The organism is Mycobacterium florentinum, from assembly GCF_010730355.1.
Lineage (GTDB): Bacteria > Actinomycetota > Actinomycetes > Mycobacteriales > Mycobacteriaceae > Mycobacterium > Mycobacterium florentinum.
This window is the reverse complement of sequence record NZ_AP022576.1, coordinates 2,868,131-2,885,999: the sequence shown is the minus strand read 5'-3', so window position 1 is coordinate 2,885,999 and position 17,869 is coordinate 2,868,131. Positions and strand designations below refer to the sequence as shown.

Annotated in this window: 17 protein-coding genes and 2 pseudogenes; 10 read left to right on the top strand and 9 right to left on the bottom strand. The window is 66.8% G+C overall.

Annotated features, from left to right (window positions below; all coding sequences use genetic code 11):
* Positions 1-10: 10 nt before the first annotated feature.
* The 6 genes from G6N55_RS13600 to G6N55_RS13575 form a co-directional block, all read right to left on the bottom strand.
* The gene (locus tag G6N55_RS13600; protein ID WP_085222792.1) at positions 11-937 is read right to left on the bottom strand and encodes a cyclopropane mycolic acid synthase family methyltransferase; all 927 of its coding nucleotides are present in this window, start codon (positions 935-937) and stop codon (positions 11-13) included.
* A gap of 10 nt (positions 938-947) precedes the next feature.
* Positions 948-1,484, bottom strand: a complete 537-nt coding sequence (locus G6N55_RS13595; RefSeq protein WP_085222793.1) for an FAS1-like dehydratase domain-containing protein — start codon at positions 1,482-1,484, stop codon at positions 948-950.
* A gap of 43 nt (positions 1,485-1,527) precedes the next feature.
* Positions 1,528-2,445: an HAD family hydrolase gene (locus G6N55_RS13590; protein WP_085223032.1), complete on the bottom strand. Its 918-nt coding sequence runs from the start codon at positions 2,443-2,445 to the stop codon at positions 1,528-1,530.
* A 406-nt stretch (positions 2,446-2,851) separates the two neighbouring features.
* Positions 2,852-3,232, bottom strand: a complete 381-nt coding sequence (locus G6N55_RS13585; RefSeq protein ID WP_085222794.1) for a hypothetical protein — start codon at positions 3,230-3,232, stop codon at positions 2,852-2,854.
* An 82-nt stretch (positions 3,233-3,314) separates the two neighbouring features.
* Positions 3,315-3,605, bottom strand: a complete 291-nt coding sequence (locus G6N55_RS13580) for a WXG100 family type VII secretion target (RefSeq protein WP_085222795.1) — start codon at positions 3,603-3,605, stop codon at positions 3,315-3,317.
* Complete coding sequence (locus G6N55_RS13575; protein WP_085222796.1) at positions 3,598-3,909, bottom strand: WXG100 family type VII secretion target; 312 nt, start codon at positions 3,907-3,909, stop codon at positions 3,598-3,600. Before G6N55_RS13575 ends, G6N55_RS13580 begins: the two co-directional genes overlap by 8 nt.
* Positions 3,910-3,999: 90 nt before the next feature.
* On the opposite strand from G6N55_RS13575, the pseudogene G6N55_RS13570 reads away from it, so the two are divergent.
* The 7 genes and pseudogenes from G6N55_RS13570 to G6N55_RS13540 all read left to right on the top strand — a co-directional run bounded on the left by G6N55_RS13570 (position 4,000) and on the right by G6N55_RS13540 (position 10,270).
* A pseudogene (locus G6N55_RS13570) lies at positions 4,000-4,331 on the top strand (glutaredoxin family protein).
* A 51-nt stretch (positions 4,332-4,382) separates the two neighbouring features.
* The gene (locus G6N55_RS13565) at positions 4,383-5,780 is read left to right on the top strand and encodes a glutamyl-tRNA reductase (protein ID WP_085222798.1); all 1,398 of its coding nucleotides are present in this window, start codon (positions 4,383-4,385) and stop codon (positions 5,778-5,780) included.
* Positions 5,781-5,793: 13 nt separating this feature from the next.
* Positions 5,794-6,741: a hydroxymethylbilane synthase gene (gene hemC / locus G6N55_RS13560; RefSeq protein ID WP_085222799.1), complete on the top strand. Its 948-nt coding sequence runs from the start codon at positions 5,794-5,796 to the stop codon at positions 6,739-6,741.
* 32 nt (positions 6,742-6,773) lie between these two features.
* Positions 6,774-8,441 (top strand): bifunctional uroporphyrinogen-III C-methyltransferase/uroporphyrinogen-III synthase, encoded by a 1,668-nt coding sequence (locus G6N55_RS13555; protein ID WP_085222800.1) that lies wholly within the window; start codon positions 6,774-6,776, stop codon positions 8,439-8,441.
* The gene (gene hemB / locus G6N55_RS13550; protein WP_085222801.1) at positions 8,441-9,421 is read left to right on the top strand and encodes a porphobilinogen synthase; all 981 of its coding nucleotides are present in this window, start codon (positions 8,441-8,443) and stop codon (positions 9,419-9,421) included. Before G6N55_RS13555 ends, hemB begins: the two co-directional genes overlap by 1 nt.
* A gap of 40 nt (positions 9,422-9,461) precedes the next feature.
* The gene (locus G6N55_RS13545) at positions 9,462-10,013 is read left to right on the top strand and encodes a DUF3093 domain-containing protein (protein WP_085222802.1); all 552 of its coding nucleotides are present in this window, start codon (positions 9,462-9,464) and stop codon (positions 10,011-10,013) included.
* Positions 10,010-10,270 carry a hypothetical protein gene (locus G6N55_RS13540; protein ID WP_085222803.1) on the top strand — a complete coding sequence of 87 codons (261 nt, stop codon included), beginning with the start codon at positions 10,010-10,012 and terminating at the stop codon, positions 10,268-10,270. The genes G6N55_RS13545 and G6N55_RS13540 overlap by 4 nt, the downstream gene beginning before the upstream one ends.
* Here G6N55_RS13540 and G6N55_RS13535 read toward each other — a convergent pair.
* The gene (locus G6N55_RS13535) at positions 10,254-10,688 is read right to left on the bottom strand and encodes an STAS domain-containing protein (RefSeq protein WP_085223033.1); all 435 of its coding nucleotides are present in this window, start codon (positions 10,686-10,688) and stop codon (positions 10,254-10,256) included. The genes G6N55_RS13540 and G6N55_RS13535 overlap by 17 nt on opposite strands.
* Positions 10,689-10,994: 306 nt before the next feature.
* Between G6N55_RS13535 and G6N55_RS13530 the strand changes: the two are divergent.
* Positions 10,995-12,241 (top strand): annotated as a pseudogene (locus G6N55_RS13530) (acyltransferase family protein).
* Between the two features lie 216 nt (positions 12,242-12,457).
* Positions 12,458-13,153: an Rv0518 family GDSL lipase gene (locus tag G6N55_RS13525; RefSeq protein ID WP_085222805.1), complete on the top strand. Its 696-nt coding sequence runs from the start codon at positions 12,458-12,460 to the stop codon at positions 13,151-13,153.
* A 275-nt stretch (positions 13,154-13,428) separates the two neighbouring features.
* Here the strand turns inward: G6N55_RS13525 and G6N55_RS13520 are convergent, their stop codons facing one another.
* On the bottom strand, positions 13,429-15,597 hold the full coding sequence (locus G6N55_RS13520) for an acyltransferase family protein (RefSeq protein ID WP_085222806.1): 2,169 nt from the start codon (positions 15,595-15,597) through the stop codon (positions 13,429-13,431).
* A 19-nt stretch (positions 15,598-15,616) separates the two neighbouring features.
* Positions 15,617-16,501, bottom strand: a complete 885-nt coding sequence (locus tag G6N55_RS13515; RefSeq protein ID WP_085222807.1) for an alpha/beta hydrolase — start codon at positions 16,499-16,501, stop codon at positions 15,617-15,619.
* 220 nt (positions 16,502-16,721) lie between these two features.
* On the opposite strand from G6N55_RS13515, the gene G6N55_RS13510 reads away from it, so the two are divergent.
* Positions 16,722-17,867 carry an LLM class flavin-dependent oxidoreductase gene (locus G6N55_RS13510; protein ID WP_085222808.1) on the top strand — a complete coding sequence of 382 codons (1,146 nt, stop codon included), beginning with the start codon at positions 16,722-16,724 and terminating at the stop codon, positions 17,865-17,867.
* Positions 17,868-17,869: the final 2 nt, after the last annotated feature.

The following is a 17,869-nucleotide window of genomic DNA, read 5'->3' as shown; positions in this document are numbered from 1 at the left end:
GCGGAAAGAATTACTTGACCATCGTGAACTGGCAGACGTTCGTGTAGCCGTCACGGAACAGGTCCGAGCAGCCGCGCAAGTACTTCAAGTAGGTGTCGTAGGTCTCCTGCCCCTTCAGGGCGATCGCCTCTTGCTTGTGCGCCTCGAGGGCATCACCCCAGGCGGTCAGCGTCGGGACGTAGTTCTTGCCGATGAAGTGGTGTCGCTCGATCTTGAAACCCGCACCAGTCGAGTATCTGTCGACCAGATCGACCTGGGGCAACTTTCCGCCCGGGTAGATCTCCTTCAGGATGAAGCTGATGAACCGCAGCAGGGTCATGTTGACCTTCAAGCCCATTGCGTTGCCCTCTTCGCGGCTGGGCACCACGATCGAGTGCAGCAGCATGCGGCCGTCGTCGGGCAGCAAGTCGTAGTACTTCTTGAAGAAGGTGGCGTAGCGCTCGTACCCGGCGTCTCCTGCGCCGTCGGCAAAGTGCTCAAACGCACCCAACGACACGATCCGGTCGATCGGCTCGTCGAATTCTTCCCAGCCCTGGATGCGCACCTCTTTGCTGCGGGGGCTGTCCATCTTGTCGAACTCGGCCACGCAATGGGCGTACTGGTTCTCGCTGAGCGTCAGGCCGATCACATCGACGTCGTACTCGGCCACGGCGTGCCGCATCGTCGAGCCCCAGCCGGAGCCGATGTCGAGCAGCTTCATGCCGGGCCGGAGACCCAGCTTGTCCAGAGCGAGCTTGCGCTTCGCGTATTGCGCCTCTTCGAGCGTCTTGGTCAGATTCTGCGGGTCCGGGTTCTCGTCGAAGTAACCGCAGCTGTAGGTCATCGACGGATCAAGCCAGAGCTTGAAGAACTCGTTCGACTTGTCGTAGTGGGATCGGACTGCTTCGACCGGTGGCTTTAGCTGCTGGGTGGCACCCATTTCCCCCTGGGACGTCATTAAATCGACCCTACTTTCGTGCAGATATTGATGCAATCGCGGCGACGGTTTCTTCAGCGGCCGCTTCTTGACCTGCCGCCTCGCCCAGCATCGTGACGATGCTGGTGACGACCGGCTTGCCCTCGGCGTCGGTGACCTCGCTTCGGATCTCGGCGATGACGGTGCCGTGGGACTCGATCACCGAGTCTAGGTACGTATCGAAGTACAACTTGTCGTGGTCCAGGATCGGGCGGTGGAACAAGAACTTTTGGTCGCGGTGCAGAACCCTGGCGATATTGATCGGAATGCTGAACTTGGTGAAGATGTCCAGCTGAACGCGCCGTCCCGCGATCGCCAAGAAGGTCAGCGGGGCCACCACGGCCGAATACCCGTGCTCGGCGGCATCAGCCTCGTTGAAGTGCGATGGGTGATCGTCTTGCACCGAGAGCGCGAACTCGCGGATCTTCTCGCGTCCGACCTCGAAAAAATCGGGGGCTCGGTAATGGCTGCCGATGATGCCCTGGGTCCCCGCTGGGATGACCCCTGGCGCGCCTTCTGGAGTTGTCATGGATTACCGCTCCCCACTGAATCGTCGTCAGCGGCGCAGCCTATCAGCGGGATTGCCGCCGGGACGCCAACGCCGCCAGCGCACCGCCCGCCGCACCGAGTGCCAGTGCCGACGGCACCCCGATCCGGGCCGCCTTGCGCGCGGTCCGGAAATCGCGGATCTCCCATCCCCGTTCGCGGGCCAGGCTGCGCAGCCGCGCGTCGGGGTTGATGGCCACGGCGGTGCCGACCAACGACAGCATCGGCACGTCGTTGTAGCTGTCCGAATAGGCCGTGCACCGTTTCAGGTTGAGGCCTTCGCGGATCGCCAGGGACCGCACCGCGTGTGCCTTGCCCGGTCCGTGCAGGATGTCGCCGACCAGTCGGCCGGTGAAGATGCCGTCGACCGACTCCGCGACGGTGCCGAGCGCGCCGGTCAGGCCGAGCCGACGGGCGATGGTAGCGGCAAGCTCATAAGGAGTTGCCGTGATCAGCCACACTTGCTGGCCGGCGTCCAGGTGCATCTGGGTCAGTTCGCGTGTGCCGGCCCAGATCTTGTCGGCGATGATCTCGTCGTAGACGTCTTCTCCGAGAGCGACCAGCTCGTCGACCGAGCGGCCCTCGATGAAGGTGAGTGCTTTGCGCCGGCCGGCGGCGACGTCGTTGCTGTTCTCCTTGCCGAGCAGCTGAAACTTGGCCTGCGCGTAGATGAATCCGACGACGTCGCGGTAAGTGAAGTAGTTGCGCGCGGCCAGTCCGCGTCCGAAATGCACTGCCGAGGAGCCTTGCACCAGCGTGTTGTCGACGTCGAAGAACGCGGCGGCGGTCAGGTCGATCGGCGGTTGCGGGGCCCCGCCTGCGGCGGTCGCCTCCTGCAAGTCCTCGAGCGCGCGGGCGGCGCTGGCGTTGGCGGCCACGGATTCCAGGTCGCTTCGAACGGCGGGGTTTGCGGCGCTCGACTCATTCGACTCAGAGGAAGTCATCGCCACACCTCCTAGATCGCCGGGTCGCCTGGTGGCCGGTGTTGCGGCCGCTATTAACCCTATCCGGCAGATGTCATGGGCACGTTTACGCCTCTGGCATGGGCTGATGTCAAGAGGGTCACCGGGTTGCAAGTGTTCGGCTAGTGCGCGAAATGCCTTTGTGAACTTAGCTTTTGGCCCACACCGTCGCAGAGTTGTCTTTGCGTACTGCGCAGACCTTTGCGAACGGAGCTGTGACTTTACGTTTCGTACGCCAGCCATCTGCGCGCAGTGTGCTCAATACCGGATTGCCTGACGTTCCCTTGAGGCAGAAAAATCCGAATCGTTCTATCGCGCAGAAGATTGGGACAAAAGGCATAAATTGCTATGGCTTTGACGGTCCCCAATACCTGTCTGCATTCGTGTTTTATAGCGCAGCCAGAGCCTCGCACGAGTTGGCGACCGACGTATCGGAAAATAATTCGTCAATACGACCACGGTTATCCCGAACCCAGGATACTGCTTCTGCCGGCGGTACCATGTGGGTCTCGTCGTAGTCATCGAGATACTGTCGAATTATTGGCAATCGGAACCAGTTTCGGGACCGGTCGGCCAGCTTGGTGGGCGCAACGTAAAAATGAATCTGCCCTCGATCCCTAGAGATTTGCCACGTCGTCACCGGACTGGTCAGCGTCAGCGATGCGTTGTTTGTCTCGACGCCTGAAGTACTGGAATCAGTTATGCGAAAACGCGGATCCAGATATAAGAAATCCAGGTATTTCAAGAAAAATTTCAGTAATGTATTCACCCGTCGGCCCCCTTGTCTGGCGGCATCTCGGCGCCTGCTCCGTCGAGAGCCACCGGATCGACTCCTAGCGGGGCCCATTAGCTCACGACCACATCGCCAAATTCGTTGACATGGCGCCGGTGTAGTTGGCGTGCGCCGTCGCCCCGGCCGCTCGCAGCCGGGCCAACGCCTCGCGCATCATCGCCTCGCCGCGCGCCCAGTGTTGATGGGCTTCGGCATGGGCCGCCGCCGCCTCACCGGACCACAGTGTGTGCAGATTGCTTACCAAAGCGTCGATTTCGGTAAGCATGCTCTCGGCATAGCGCTGAAATTCGGCCATCCGCTGCACGGAATCCGACAGCGCCTGGGGGTCCACCCGAAACGCCTCAGCCATCGTGCACCCGCCGAATCGCTTGGCTGGAGACGGCCTCGTTGTGCTGAAAACCCTTACCGGCGTGGGCTACCGCCTTGGCCAGGACCGACAATCCGGTCTCGACCTCGCGAGCTCCGCGCCGCCACAGCTCCCAGGCGGCGGAGTAGGCGCTTCCCGATCCGCCCTGCCAGCCGCCCAGCATCTCGCCGACCTGACCGTCCAGCTGGGCCAGCTGCTGTCGCAGGTTCTCGGCGCCGCCCAGCAGCGCCTGGGCGAATCCGTCCATCAGCTGCGGATCGACGCGCAGCTCGTTGTCGGCAGCCATAGCCGCAACCTAATAATCGCCGGGTCCGCCCACAATTCACCCTGAGGCGCGCGAGGCCGGCGAGCCGGGCGCCGATGCCAGACTGGTCTCATGACTGACCGCCCGAAGGTGGAGCTGCTGACCCGCGACGGATGCGCCATCTGCGCGCGGGCCTATGCGCGGCTGGCCGAACTGGCCGGGGAGCTGGATTTCGACCTCGCCACCATCGACGTCGACGCCGCCGCGGCGGCCGGCAACCCCGGGCTGCGGGCCGAGTTCGGCGACCGGCTGCCCGTGATCTTGCTGGATGGCCGCGAGCACAGTTACTGGGAAATCGACGAGCCGCGGCTGCGCGCCGACCTCGCGCGATAACGCCGCGGGCTGCGAGCTTGGCGGGCGTGGACTCATTATTTGGTAGCCCACCGAATAAACGTTTACCGTAGACAGCAGTTCAGTTACTGGAGTAGCGAGGGAGCTGGCCAGGTGATGCTGCCGTGAGCATCTTGCTCTTCGGGGTTTCGCACCGTAGTGCGCCGGTCTCCGTTCTGGAACAACTCAGCATCGACGAATCCGATCGCAACAAGATCGTCGACCGGGTGTTGCAATCGCCGCTGGTCACCGAGGCCATGGTGCTGTCGACATGCAACCGGGTCGAGGTCTACGCGGTGGTCGACGCGTTCCACGGCGGTTTGGCCGTAATCGGACAGGTGCTGTCGGAATACTCCGGAATGACGATGGGCGACCTCACCAAATACGCCTACGTGCGCTACAGCGAGGCGGCCGTCGAGCACCTGTTCGCCGTCGCCAGCGGTCTGGATTCCGCGGTCATCGGCGAACAACAGGTGCTCGGCCAGGTGCGCCGGGCCTACGCCGCGGCCGAGTCGAACCGCACGGTCGGGCGGGTGCTGCACGAGCTGGCCCAACGCGCGCTGTCGGTCGGCAAGCGCGTGCACTCCGAAACGGCCATCGACGCCGCCGGCGCCTCGGTGGTGTCGGTCGCGCTGGGCATGGCCGAACGCAAGGTGGACGGGCTGGCCGGCAAGACCGCGGTCGTCGTCGGCGCTGGCGCGATGGGTGCGCTGTCCGCGGCCCACCTGATCCGGGCCGGCGTCGACCACATCCTGGTGCTCAACCGGTCGCTGTCCCGGGGACAACGCCTGGTCCGCAAGGTCCGCGAGTCGGGCGTGCGCGCCCAGGCGATGACGCTGGACCGGCTCGCCGAGGCACTGGCCGACGCCGACGTGGTGGTCAGCTGCACCGGTGCGGTGAGTCCCGTGGTGTCCCTGGCCGATGTTCACAACGCGCTGGCCGCCGCGCAGCGCGACGAAGCGGGCCAGCCGCTGCTGATCTGCGACCTGGGCATGCCGCGCGACGTCGATCCCGCGGTGGCCGGACTCCCCGGCGTCTGGGTCGTCGACGTGGACCGCATCCAGCACGAACCCTCGGCGCACGCCGCCGCGGGCGACGTCGACGCCGCGCGCCACATCGTGGCCGCCGAGGTTGCCGCCTACCTGGCGGGACAGCGGATGGCCGAGGTGACCCCGACCGTGACCGCGTTGCGCCAGCGCGCCGCCGACGTCGTCGAAGCGGAGCTGCTGCGGCTCGAGAACCGGCTCCCGGGGCTCGAAAGTGCCCAGCGCGAGGAGGTTGCGCGCACGGTCCGGCGGGTGGTCGACAAGCTGCTGCACGCGCCCACGGTGCGGATCAAACAACTCGCCAGCGCCCCCGGCGGCGACAGCTACGCCGAGGCCCTGCGCGAGCTTTTCGAACTCGACCAGACCGCCGTCGACGCCGTCGCCACCGCGGGCGAATTGCCAGCAATGTCAACGGGATTCGACGCCGGTACGCTCACCCACCCCGCGCCCGGTGGCCCTATACCGTCCGCCGAGTAACCGATTGGCGCACGTGATCCGGTTAGGCACGAGGGGCAGTTTGCTGGCCACCGCCCAGGCCTCCGTCATCAGAGACACTCTGATCGCCAACGGCCACCCCGCGGAGTTGGTGATCATCAGCACGGCAGGTGACCAGTCGTCGGCGCCCATCGAGAGTCTGGGTGTGGGCGTCTTCACTACCGCGTTGCGCGAGGCCATGGCCGATGGCCGGGTCGACGCCGCCGTGCACTCGCACAAGGATTTGCCAACCGCCGACGACCCGAGGTTCACGATCGCGGCCATACCGGCACGGAATGACCCGCGCGACGCGCTGGTTGCGCGCGACGGGCTGGTGCTCGGGGAGTTGCCGGCGGGTTCGCTGGTCGGCACATCATCCCCGCGGCGGGCCGCACAGCTTAGGGCATTGGGTCTCGGTTTGGAAATCCGCCCCCTACGAGGCAACCTAGATACCAGGTTGAACAGGGTAAGTAGTGGTGATCTGGACGCCATCGTGGTGGCCCGGGCCGGACTGGCCCGCCTGGGCCGGCTCGCTGATGTCACCGAGACGCTAGAGCCGGTGCAAATGTTGCCAGCACCGGCTCAGGGCGCGCTCGCCGTCGAATGCCGCGCCGACGACAGTCGGCTGGCGGCGGTGCTGGCGGAGTTGGACGACTTCGACACCCGTGCGGCGGTCACCGCTGAGCGAGCCCTGTTGGCCGAACTGGAGGCGGGTTGCTCCGCACCGGTGGGAGCGATCGCCGAAGTGGTCGAGTCCATTGATGAGGACGGCCGGGTCTTCGACGAGCTGTCGCTGCGCGGTTGCGTGGCGGCGCTCGATGGATCCGATGTGATCCGCGCGTCCGGCATCGGTGCTCCCGATCGGGCACGAGAGCTGGGGCTCTCGGTGGCCGCGGAGCTGTTGGAGTTGGGCGCCGGAGAGCTGATTGGGGGAGCGCGGCAATACCCCGCGCACGAAAACTAAATGACGTCAAAAGGGATGTGTTGGGAGCGACAATGACGACGCGAGGGCGCAAGCCGAGACCGGGCCGCATCACGTTCGTGGGTTCCGGCCCGGGTGATCCGGGATTGTTGACCACGCGGGCAGCCACAGTGCTGGCCAATGCGGCCCTGGTATTCACCGATCCCGACGTACCCGAACCGGTGCTGGCGCTGATCGGCAAGGACCTACCGCCCGTTTCGGGCCCGGCGCCTGCCGAACCACCGCCCGCGACGACCGATGGGTCACCCCACGCGGACCCGCCTCCGGCCGCGCCCACGGTGCTGTCCGGTGGCGCCGACATCCGCCCGGCGCTGGGTGAGCCCGCCGAGGTGGCCAAGACGCTGACCGCCGAGGCCCGCACGGGCGTCGACGTGGTGCGGCTGGTGTCCGGTGACCCGCTCACGCTCGACGCGGTGATCAGCGAGGTGAACGCCGTCGCGCGCACTCACCTGCACGTCGAGATCGTGCCGGGTCTGGCCGCGACCAGCGCGGTGCCCACGTATGCGGGTCTGCCGCTGGGCTCCTCGCACACGGTGGCCGACGTGCGCGGCGACGTGGACTGGGAGGCGCTGGCGGCGGCTCCCGGACCGCTGATCCTGCAGGCCACCCCGACGCACCTGGCCGACGCGGCCCGGACCCTGATCGAGCACGAGCTGTCGGAGACCACTCCGTGCGTGGTGACCGCCCAGGGCACCACCTGTCAGCAGCGTTCGATCGAGACCACGCTGCACGGGCTGACCGATGCGGCCGTCGTGGCCGGCGCCGGCGACCCCGCGGGCCCGCTGACTGGACCGCTGGTGGTGACCATCGGCAAGACGGTGCACAGCCGGTCGAAGCTGAACTGGTGGGAAAGCCGCGCCCTGTACGGCTGGACCGTCCTGGTGCCGCGCACCAAGGACCAGGCCGGCGAGATGAGCGAGCGGCTGACGTCGTACGGCGCGCTGCCGGTCGAGGTGCCGACGATCGCCGTCGAGCCGCCGCGCAGCCCCGCCCAGATGGAGCGTGCCGTCAAGGGATTGGTCGACGGCCGGTTCCAGTGGGTGGTGTTCACCTCCACCAACGCCGTCCGCGCGGTGTGGGAGAAGTTCGGCGAGTTCGGGCTCGACGCCCGCGCGTTCTCCGGCGTGAAGATCGCCTGCGTCGGTGAGTCGACGGCCGACCGGGTCCGGGCATTCGGGATCAGCCCGGAGCTGGTGCCGGCCGGGGAGCAGTCCTCGCTGGGCCTGCTGGACGACTTCCCGCCCTACGACAGCATTTTCGATCCGGTGAACCGGGTCTTGCTGCCGCGTGCCGACATCGCCACCGAGACGCTGGCCGAAGGGCTGCGCGAACGTGGTTGGGAGATCGAGGATGTCACCGCATACCGGACGGTGCGTGCGGCACCGCCGCCGGCGACCACCCGCGAGATGATCAAGACGGGCGGCTTCGACGCGGTGTGCTTCACCTCCAGCTCGACGGTGCGCAACCTGGTCGGCATCGCCGGTAAACCCCACGCGCGCACCATCATTGCCTGCATCGGCCCCAAGACGGCCGAGACCGCTGCCGAGTTCGGCCTACGGGTGGATGTGCAGCCCGAAACCGCTGCCATTGGCCCGCTGGTCGACGCGCTGGCCGAACACGCCGCGCGGTTGCGCGCCGAGGGCGCGCTGCCACCGCCGCGCAAGAAGAGTCGCAGGCGCTAGTGTCCTTCCCGCGGCAGCGCCCGCGTCGGCTCCGGTCCACCCCCGCGTTGCGTCGCTTGGTGGCGCAAACGTCCTTGGAGCCAAGGCATTTGGTACTGCCGATGTTCGTCGCCGACGGGATCGACGAACCGCGGCCGATCCCATCGATGCCCGACGTCGTGCAGCACACCCGCGAGTCGCTGCGCCGCGCGGCCGCCGACGCGGTGGCCGCCGGAGTGGGCGGACTGATGCTGTTCGGTGTGCCGCGTGACGAGGACAAGGACTCGACCGGCTCGGCAGGTACCGATCCCGACGGCATTCTCAATGTCGCGCTTCGCGACCTGGCCAAGGATCTCGGTGAAGCCACGGTACTGATGGCCGACACCTGCCTCGATGAGTTCACCGATCACGGTCACTGTGGCGTGCTCGACGCCCGGGGTCGGGTCGACAACGACACTACGCTGGGTAGATATGTGAAATTAGCTGTGGCGCAGGCAGAGTCGGGTGCTCATGTGGTGGGTCCGAGCGGGATGATGGACGGGCAGGTGGGCGCCATTCGCGACGGTCTGGACGCCGCGGGCTACACCGACGTGGTGATCCTGGCCTACGCTGCCAAGTTCGCTTCGGCGTTCTACGGCCCGTTCCGCGAAGCGGTGAGCTCCAGCCTCTCCGGCGATCGTCGCACCTACCAGCAGGAGCCCGGCAACGTCCGAGAGGCGGTGCGCGAGATCGAATTGGATATCGACGAGGGCGCCGACATCATCATGGTCAAGCCCGCGATGGGTTACCTCGACGTGTTGGCCGCCGCCGCGGATGTCTCGCCGGTGCCGGTCGCCGCCTATCAGGTGTCCGGCGAGTACGCGATGATTTGTGCTGCGGCAGAGAATAATTGGATCGACGGGCGGGCCGCGGCGCTGGAATCGCTGATCAGCATCCGCCGCGCCGGTGCCGATATCGTGCTGACCTATTGGGCCGCGGAGGCGGCGGGTTGGCTTTCCTAGCGGCCGTATCGGCGGTAGACAATCAGGGGATGAGGCTTCAATGACTGCAGCGAAGGACAGCGAACCCAAGCCATTGTTCTATGAACCCGGTGCCAGCTGGTTATGGGTGTTGAGCGGCCCCGCCGCGGCGGCGTCGATGATCCTGATCGAAATGTGGAGTGGCGCAGCGATATCGCTGTTGGTTCCGGCGATCTTTCTGGTGATGGTGTCGGCGTTCATCTCGCTGCAGGTGAAGGCGGCGCGGATCCACGTTTCCGTCGAACTGACCGAGGACGCGTTGCGCCAGGGCACCGAGACGATCCTGGTGCGCGAAATCATCAAGGTCTATCCCGAGCCCGACAACCCGGCGGTCTCCGACAAGGAGCTGGCGAGGTGGCAGTCGGCACGGGCGCTCGGTGAATTGTTCGGCGTGCCGCGCGGGCGCACGGGCATCGGTCTGCGACTCACCGGCGGCCGTACCGCCCAGGCCTGGGCGAAGCGCCATCGTCATCTTCGGAATGCGCTGACCCCGCTGGTTCAGGAGCGGGTGGAGCCGGCTCACTCGGAGAGCACCGACAACGATTACAACGACGACACAGGATCCGAGCTGTGATCGCCCGTTACCGGGCCCTGGCCGAACTCGTCCTGGCCTGCGCGGCGCTGGTGGGCGTCGCGCTGAGCTGGTTGCACGCCCGTCACATCGTGGAGGTCGGGCCGATCACGGACGGCCAGCCGACGACCACGGCACTGGTCTACAACCCTCAGCTGCTGCTGCTGGCCATGGTGTTGGCGATAATCGCCGGAGTGCTGGCAGTCATCGGGATTGCCCGGCTGTGGCGCGCCCGACGCGGCGTTACGCCGTCTTCCTGATCAGCGGCAGCGCCAGCCGGCGGCGGTGGACGACCGCGTCGGCCAGGTCGCCGAACGCCTCGGGCACCGACGCGGCGGTCGGGAAGACCGAATCACCGTCACCGGCGACCAGCTGCTCGATCACGTCGGCGCCGGCGACCAGCGTCCACTCCACCCCGGCCCGGCGGCAGTCCTCGTCGAAGGTGTACAGCAGCCCGAAGCCGGCGCCCGCGACGTGGCTCAGGTCGCTGATGTCGAGCACCAGGGGATTGTCGCCGAGCATGAAACGGCGCAGGCAGTCGCGGACCCGATCGACATTGACGGCATCGATCTCTCCCCGGATGGTCACCACCGTGGCGAGGTGGCGGCAGTGCGCCCGAACCTGGGCTCCACCGCAGTCGAGGCTGCCCTGTCGCGCTGTGGTCATCGCGATCGCCATGAACGCCCCCATTTCCGTGGTGGTGCGAGGGCCGGCATAACGCCGACCGAAGCTAGGTACAACGTTGCCCGCCAAAGATAAGGAGACCGACAGTTACGTCTAACTGTTTGCTAAAAAGCTGACGTGGCAAGGCCGTGCGGAGGTACACGGGCGGGCACACCGCCGCCGTCACGCAATCCGGGCTCCCGCGCTGCTAGGCTGCTCTGGCTACCGGTTGCGAGTCGGGGGGCTTGTGATAGGGCGAAATGCCTGGTCAGCCGGGTGAGAAGGCAAACGAAACTACCACGTCCAGACCGAAAGAGCGTCGTGCGCAGCGCAGAGATCAAGGGTGAGATCAAAGCCCTGACGGGACTTCGCATCGTCGCCGCGGTGTGGGTGGTGCTGTTCCATTTCCGGCCGATGCTCAGCGACATCTCGCCCGATTTCCGCGAGAACCTGGCGCCGGTGCTCAACTGCGGCGCCCAAGGCGTCGATCTGTTCTTCATCCTCAGCGGGTTCGTGCTGACCTGGAACTACCTCGACCGGATGGGCCGGTCCTGGTCGACGCGCGAGACCCTGCACTTCCTGTGGCTGCGGCTGGCCCGGGTGTGGCCGGTCTACCTGGTCACCATGCACCTGGCGGCGCTGCTGGTGATCCTGTCGCTGCACGTCGGCCATACGCCGCTACCCGAGGTGAGTGATCTGACCGCGATCAGCTACATCCGTCAGGTCTTGCTCGTGCAGTTGTGGTTCGAGCCGTTCTTCGACGGGACGAGCTGGGACGGGCCGGCCTGGTCGATCAGCGCGGAATGGCTCGCCTACCTGCTGTTCGGCGTGCTCGCCCTGGTCATTTTCCGGATGAAACTGGCCACCCGCGCCCGGACGCTGATGTGGCTGGCCGTGCTGGCCTCGCTGCCGCCGGTGGTGATGTTGCTGGCCAGCGGCCACTTCTACACGCCGTGGAGCTGGCTGCCGCGGATCGTGACACAGTTCACGGCGGGGCGCTGGCCTGCGCCGCCGTGCGCCGATTGCGGCTGACCGATCGTGGTCGCCACATTGCCGGATACCTGTCGGTGCTGCTGCTGGCCGCCGTGGTGGGCGTCCTGTACTGGTTCAACGCCCATCCGATCAGCGGAGTCGTGGAAAACGACAGCGGCGGCGTGGTCGACGCGCTGTTCGTCCCCCTGGTCATCACGCTCGCGGTCGGCCTGGGCAGCCTGCCCAGGCTGCTGTCCACCCGGGTGATGGTCTACGGCGGGCAGATCTCGTTCTGCCTGTACATGGTGCATGAGCTGGTGCACACGTCCTGGGGATGGGCGGTCGAAAACTTCAAGCTCACGCCATGGGAATCCGATTCCCCCTGGAAATGGAACGTGCTGGGCCTGTTCGCGATCGCGCTGGCGCTTTCGAGCCTGCTCTATCACGTCGTCGAGGAGCCCGCGCGGCGCTGGATGCGCAGGATGGTCGACGTCCGTCCCGCGGCCCAGCGAACGGAGCCCAGCGAGCCGGCCCCGGCCAAGGTCCGCCAGATCGACGGCGGACTGGAACCGGTCACCGAGCGCACGGCGTCCTGAATGCCCGCGAATCATGCTGCGTCCCAAAAGCTCTCGGATCTGGATTCGGCAGTGGTAGCCGCGCCGCACTGGTAGCTTGGGGCATGCTGATCGACTCGGCCCTGGATCACACATGCGCAACAGCGCGTTGGCGGGCCGTTCGGGTCGGTTATTCGTACGATTTCCGTTGGTTGAGTGCAGTACAAAGGCCATGCCGTGTGCGGGGGGGAGGTAGCAGTGAGTCGTCTGACCGGGTTCGTCGTTAACCTCGGGCTGCTTGTCGGCCTGCTCTGTGACGTCTTGGCACACCCGGCGCACGACCCTGGTTATCGGGTAACGACGCTGGATGGTCGGCTGACCCATATCGCGGTAGTCGGCGACTCCTATACGACCGGCACGGACGAGGGCGGCCTGGGCCCGAAAGCGTGGACCGCCCTGACCTGGCAGACGCTCACCAAACGTGGGCTGCAGATCGACGCCGATGTGGCGGCCGAGGGCAGAGCCGGCTATGTCGTGCCCGGCGACCACGGGAGCATCTTTGAGGATCTGACTGTCAGGTCGGTCAAGAACGACGACGTGCTGGTGGTGTTCTTCGGCTCCCGCAACGACCAGGGCTCCGATCCCGGCATGCTGGCCGGCCGGGCTCGCGACACCTTCGAAGTCGCGCGCATCCTGGCACCGTCGGCGAGATTCCTGGTGATCGGGCCGCCGTGGCCGACCGCCGATGTGCCGCCGGACATCCTGCAGATTCGCGACGTGCTCAACTCCGAGGCGCGGGCCGCGGGCGCGGCATTCGTCGACCCGATCGGCGCGCACTGGTTCGTCGACAGGCCGGACCTGATTGGCCCAGATGGCGTGCACCCCAACGACGCCGGGCATCGGTACATGGCGGACAAGATTGCGCCGCTGATTCGCACGCAACTATTCAGGTAGCGAAGCACTCAGAGTTTCTGCGGGCTGGCTCCGCGTCAAAGTGCCAGCCGCGCAAGGCTTTACACGCCAATCGGGCGCCTAGTCTTCTGCGTGCCGCTCGTAGTCCCACTGCTCGAGGCGTGCTTGTAGCTGCATCACGCCAATCCCGACGACTGGCGTAGCAGCCGCGATGCAGACCAACAACAGCGGGGACATTTCAAACCTCCAAAACCCTTTCATTCGTAACACGTTCGGTTTGGTGGCGGGGTTCATTCGCAAAGAAAGTCATCGCAACGTCATCCGTCCGTTATGGCTCCGTCTGCGAGTGCGCCCATCACCGGTGCCAACAACTGTGCATATTCGGTTGTGACGTGGTTGTCGTCGCGGAACACCAAGGTGTTACCGACGATCATCGGGCAGCGCTCGGGTGTGCAGAACAGGTCGGTGAGATCGGCGTAGTGACCGCCGTTGCCGGTGGTCGCGGCCCGCTCCGCGGAGATACCGCCATCGTTGACCGCGACCGAACGGCTTGGCGCGCAGGCGGTGGCGTCGTCGAGGTGTCCGGATAGGCAGGTGGGCACCGGGGATTGCGGGTCCGGGGCGGGGCCGAGGACCAGGACGGTCGCCCCGCTGCGACGCAGCGCCGCGACGGTGCGACCCAGGGTCTCGATCCACGCCGGGTCGTAGGACACAAATCCGAAGTCGCCGCCGTAGCGCCGGCTCATATCCAGCACGACCAGACGCGGGTGCTCGGCCGCCACCCGCGCCATCACCTGGGTGCGCCATTGTTCGCATTCGGTGTACTCGCGGCCCAGATACGGACTGTCGATGGGGAGATCCTGGATCGGGCAGGTCACCTTGGCCATCGTCTCCAGCCGCCAGTGCCGCTGCTCGGCAACCTGCTGGAAGGCCGGGTTCCACATCGCCGCGTGCGAGTCGCCGATCAGCGCGACCATCGTCGGCGAGCCGATGTCGCCTGCCGCGCACTCGCTTTGCCCGATGTCGCGCCAGGATCGCACGCAGCCGTTGACGAAGACCGCGGCCTTGTCGGCCGGCGCCTGGGCCAGTGGCGGGTCCAGATTCGACGGGACCGCCCGCAGGCCGGCGGCCGCCGCGACGGCGTCACGCACCTGGGCCAGAGCCTGCTGGACGACCGCCTGCTGCGGACCGGCGTTGGGGGCGGCGGAGGGCAGCGCCATGAAGCTGGCCTTCGCCGCGGCCGGGCCGTGACCGACCGGAACCGGTATCACCGTCAGCAACAGCACGCATGCGGATGCGGTGACCGCAGTGGCGATCCCGGCGACGGCCAGGCTGGTCTTGGCCGACCGGCGCAGGGCGGCCGCGAACCGGCCGGGGTTCTCCACCAGATGGAAGGTGATCACCGCGAGCCCCGCGGACACCGCGGTCGCGGCCAGTCGAGCCGGCAGGCCGGAGGGGTCACCCAGCAGCCGGGGCAGCAGCAACAACACCGGCCAATGCCACAGGTACCAGGAGTAGGACACCCGCCCGATCGCGCGCATAGCCGGCCGGCACAGCAGGCGACCCACCCCCAGGCTGCGAGTGACGCAGCCGCCGCCGATCACCAGCGCGGTGCCCAGCACCGGCAGCAGCGCGGCGGTGCCGGGGTAGGGCGTGGCGGGGCCCAGCTGCGTACAGGTCAGCAGGATCAGCACCAGCCCGCCCCAGCCGACGATCGCCGCGGGCAACGGCGGCAGCCGGCGCCACTGCTCGATCGACAGCGCGACCAGCCCGCCGACGGCCAGCTCCCAGGCGCGGGTCGGCAGCGAGAAGAACGCCCACGGCGGCGAGCTGCGCGTCCACAGCACGGCCGCCGCCAACGAGGCCGCGGCGACCAAGGTCAGCACCAGCGCGTACGGCGCCGCCTTGGCCACGGCGTCGCGCCGCAGGCGTCCGGCCAGCCAGGCGGTGCCGATGATCAGCACCGGCCACACCAGATAGAACTGCTCCTCGACGCCGAGGGACCAGTAGTGCTGAAACGGCGAGGGTGCCTCGGCGTTCAGGTACTCGGTGCCCTGGTGGGCGAACCGGTAGTTGCCGACGTACAGCGCGCTGGCGATGCCGTCGAGGAACACGCTGCGGGCCTGCAACGGCGGCAGCACGAGGGCGGACGCGATGGCGGTCACGACGGCGACGGTGGCCGCGGCCGGCAGCAAACGGCGGGCCCGTGCTCCGTAAAAGCGGCCCAGCGCAACGTTTTTCGTGATGCTGACCTCGCGCCAGAGCAGGCCGCTGATCAGGAAGCCGGAGATGACGAAGAAGACGTCGACGCCGATGAAGCCGCCGGCGGTGCCGGGGATGCCCGCGTGGTACAGCACGACGGCGACGACCGCGACCGCCCGCAGGCCTTCGATGTCGGGGCGGAATCCTCGTCGCTCTATTTGTCGGGTGGGGCTATCGCCCGCTGGTGAGGGCGGGCTGGTCGCGGTTTCCTGCCGGACTGCCATGCCTTTTCGGGATGCCTCGCTAGGTCGCCAGCCAGGAAAGCTCGCCGGGTAATTGCAAACGCCACCACGTCACGTCATGGCCGCCGACCGTGAAGCTTACCGCCGGTGGCGTTTGGAGTTGGCTCACGAATTGGCGTGTCGCGGGATAGAAACGGTCGAATGTGCCGCAGTCCACCCGCAGCGGAATCTGTGACAACGCCGGCAGGCCCATCACGCTGTTGGCCATCCAGTCCTCTTCGCTGTCAAACGCTTTGGGTGCGCAGTCGGCGTACGACGCATACAGCGCCGGGCTGATCGCGCAGATCCCCGCGGTCCGCGACGGCCCCAGCTTGGCGCCCAGGCGCAGCGCCCCGTATCCACCCATCGACCAGCCCATGAAGCCCACCCGGGACGTATCCAGCCCCATCGAGCCCAGCATCGGCAACAGCTCGTCGGTGACCATCGCGCCCGAGTCGGTGCCGTCGGCCCGCTTGTGCCAGTAGGAATCAGAGCCGCCGTCGACCCCCACCACGGCGAAGGGCGGCTTGCCCTCCTTGACCAGCCGGGCCAGCGCGTCCTCGACTCCACAGTCGAGCATCATGTTCGCGTCGCCGTCCTTGCCGTGCAACGCGATGACCGCGCGCAGTGGCCCGCTCTGCGAGGTCTGACCGGGCGGCAGCGCGATCACCCAGTTGGTCTTTACGCCGCCGCGTGCCTTCGAGATGAAGGAGCCCGTGAGCCGGTTCGGCAGGGTGCTACTCGCCGTCGACGGCTCAAATGGGGAGGGCGCCAGCGGCCGCGGTGCCGCTTGTGGTTCGAGCGGATCCAGCCAGGCGCTCAAAGCCCACGCGCCCGCCGCCGCAGCGGTGGCACTGGCGCCCATTCGCAGCACCGCGCGGCGGTTCAGTTCAGGCACGAGCGTCATAATGCCGCGCGCACAGGGCTATTCCGAGGCCGTCGCGTGTTTTGCAAGGGCATTGTGATGCGGCAGAAATCGACTAGTGACGTGCGACTCATCCGGTTTCGGTGGATTGAATCTGGCGGGTTTCAACCCTCGCGCGCGGCGACGTGCTTCGCGACGCTGGAGCTTTCGTGCCTGGTTTCGAAAGTCGACCGAATGCTGATCAAGAGCGGAAGAGGATTGGATGAGTCTGGCATTTCACTGGTTCTTGCCGACGTACGGGGATTCGCGCAATCTCGTCGCCGGTGGGCACGGCACGTCGATGCACGGCGACCGGCCCGCGACTTTGCGCTATCTGCACCAGATTTGCGCCGCGGCCGAAGACAACGGCTTTGAGGCGGTGCTCACACCGACCGGATTGTGGTGCGAGGACGCCTGGTTGACGACGGCGATGTTGATCGAGCGCACCGAGACGCTGAAGTTCCTGGTCGCGTTCCGCCCCGGGCTCCTCAGCCCCACCTTGGCCGCGCAAATGGCCGGCACCTTTCAGCGGCACTCCGATGGACGGCTGCTGCTCAACGTCGTCACCGGCGGTGAACCGCACGAACAACAGGCCTACGGCGATTACCTGGACAAGCAAGCGCGCTACGCGCGTACCGCCGAATTCCTCGACGTGGTCCGCCAACTGTGGACGTCGAAAGAACCGGTGACGTTCGCCGGCGAACACATCCGCATCGAGGGTGCCCAACTCAACAACCCGCCCGACCCGATTCCCGCCGTGTTCTTCGGCGGATCGTCCGGATCGGCCGGACCCGTCGCCGCCAAGTACTCCGACGTCTACCTCACCTGGGGCGAACCGCTGGCGGCCGTCGCCGAGAAATTGGACTGGATTCGCGGGCTGGCCGCCGAGGCCGGCCGGACCCTGCAATTCGGATTGCGGATCCACGTGATCAGCCGCCCCACCGCCGCGGAAGCCTGGGCCGAGGCCGACCGGCTGCTGGAGGCGATCGACCCGGCAGACATCGAACGAGTGCAGACCAGCCTGGCCCGCAGCGAATCCGAGGGACAGCGCCGGATGCTGAAGTTACACGGCGGCAACGACGATCAGCTGCTGATCGCGCCGAACCTGTGGGCCGGCGTCGGCCTGGTGCGCGGCGGTGCGGGCACCGCGCTGGTGGGGTCGCACGAAGAGGTGGCCCAACGGCTGATCGAATACGCCGACCTCGGCATCGACCACTTCATCCTGTCGGGCTACCCGCATCTGGAAGAGGCGTACTGGTTCGGCGAGGGCGTGCTGCCGTTGCTCGAGCGCAAGGGTGTGTGGAAGCACCCCAACCGCAAGGCCCAGCCGCGCTCGGCGACGCCGTTCGCGGCCGCTTCGGCGCAGTAGCC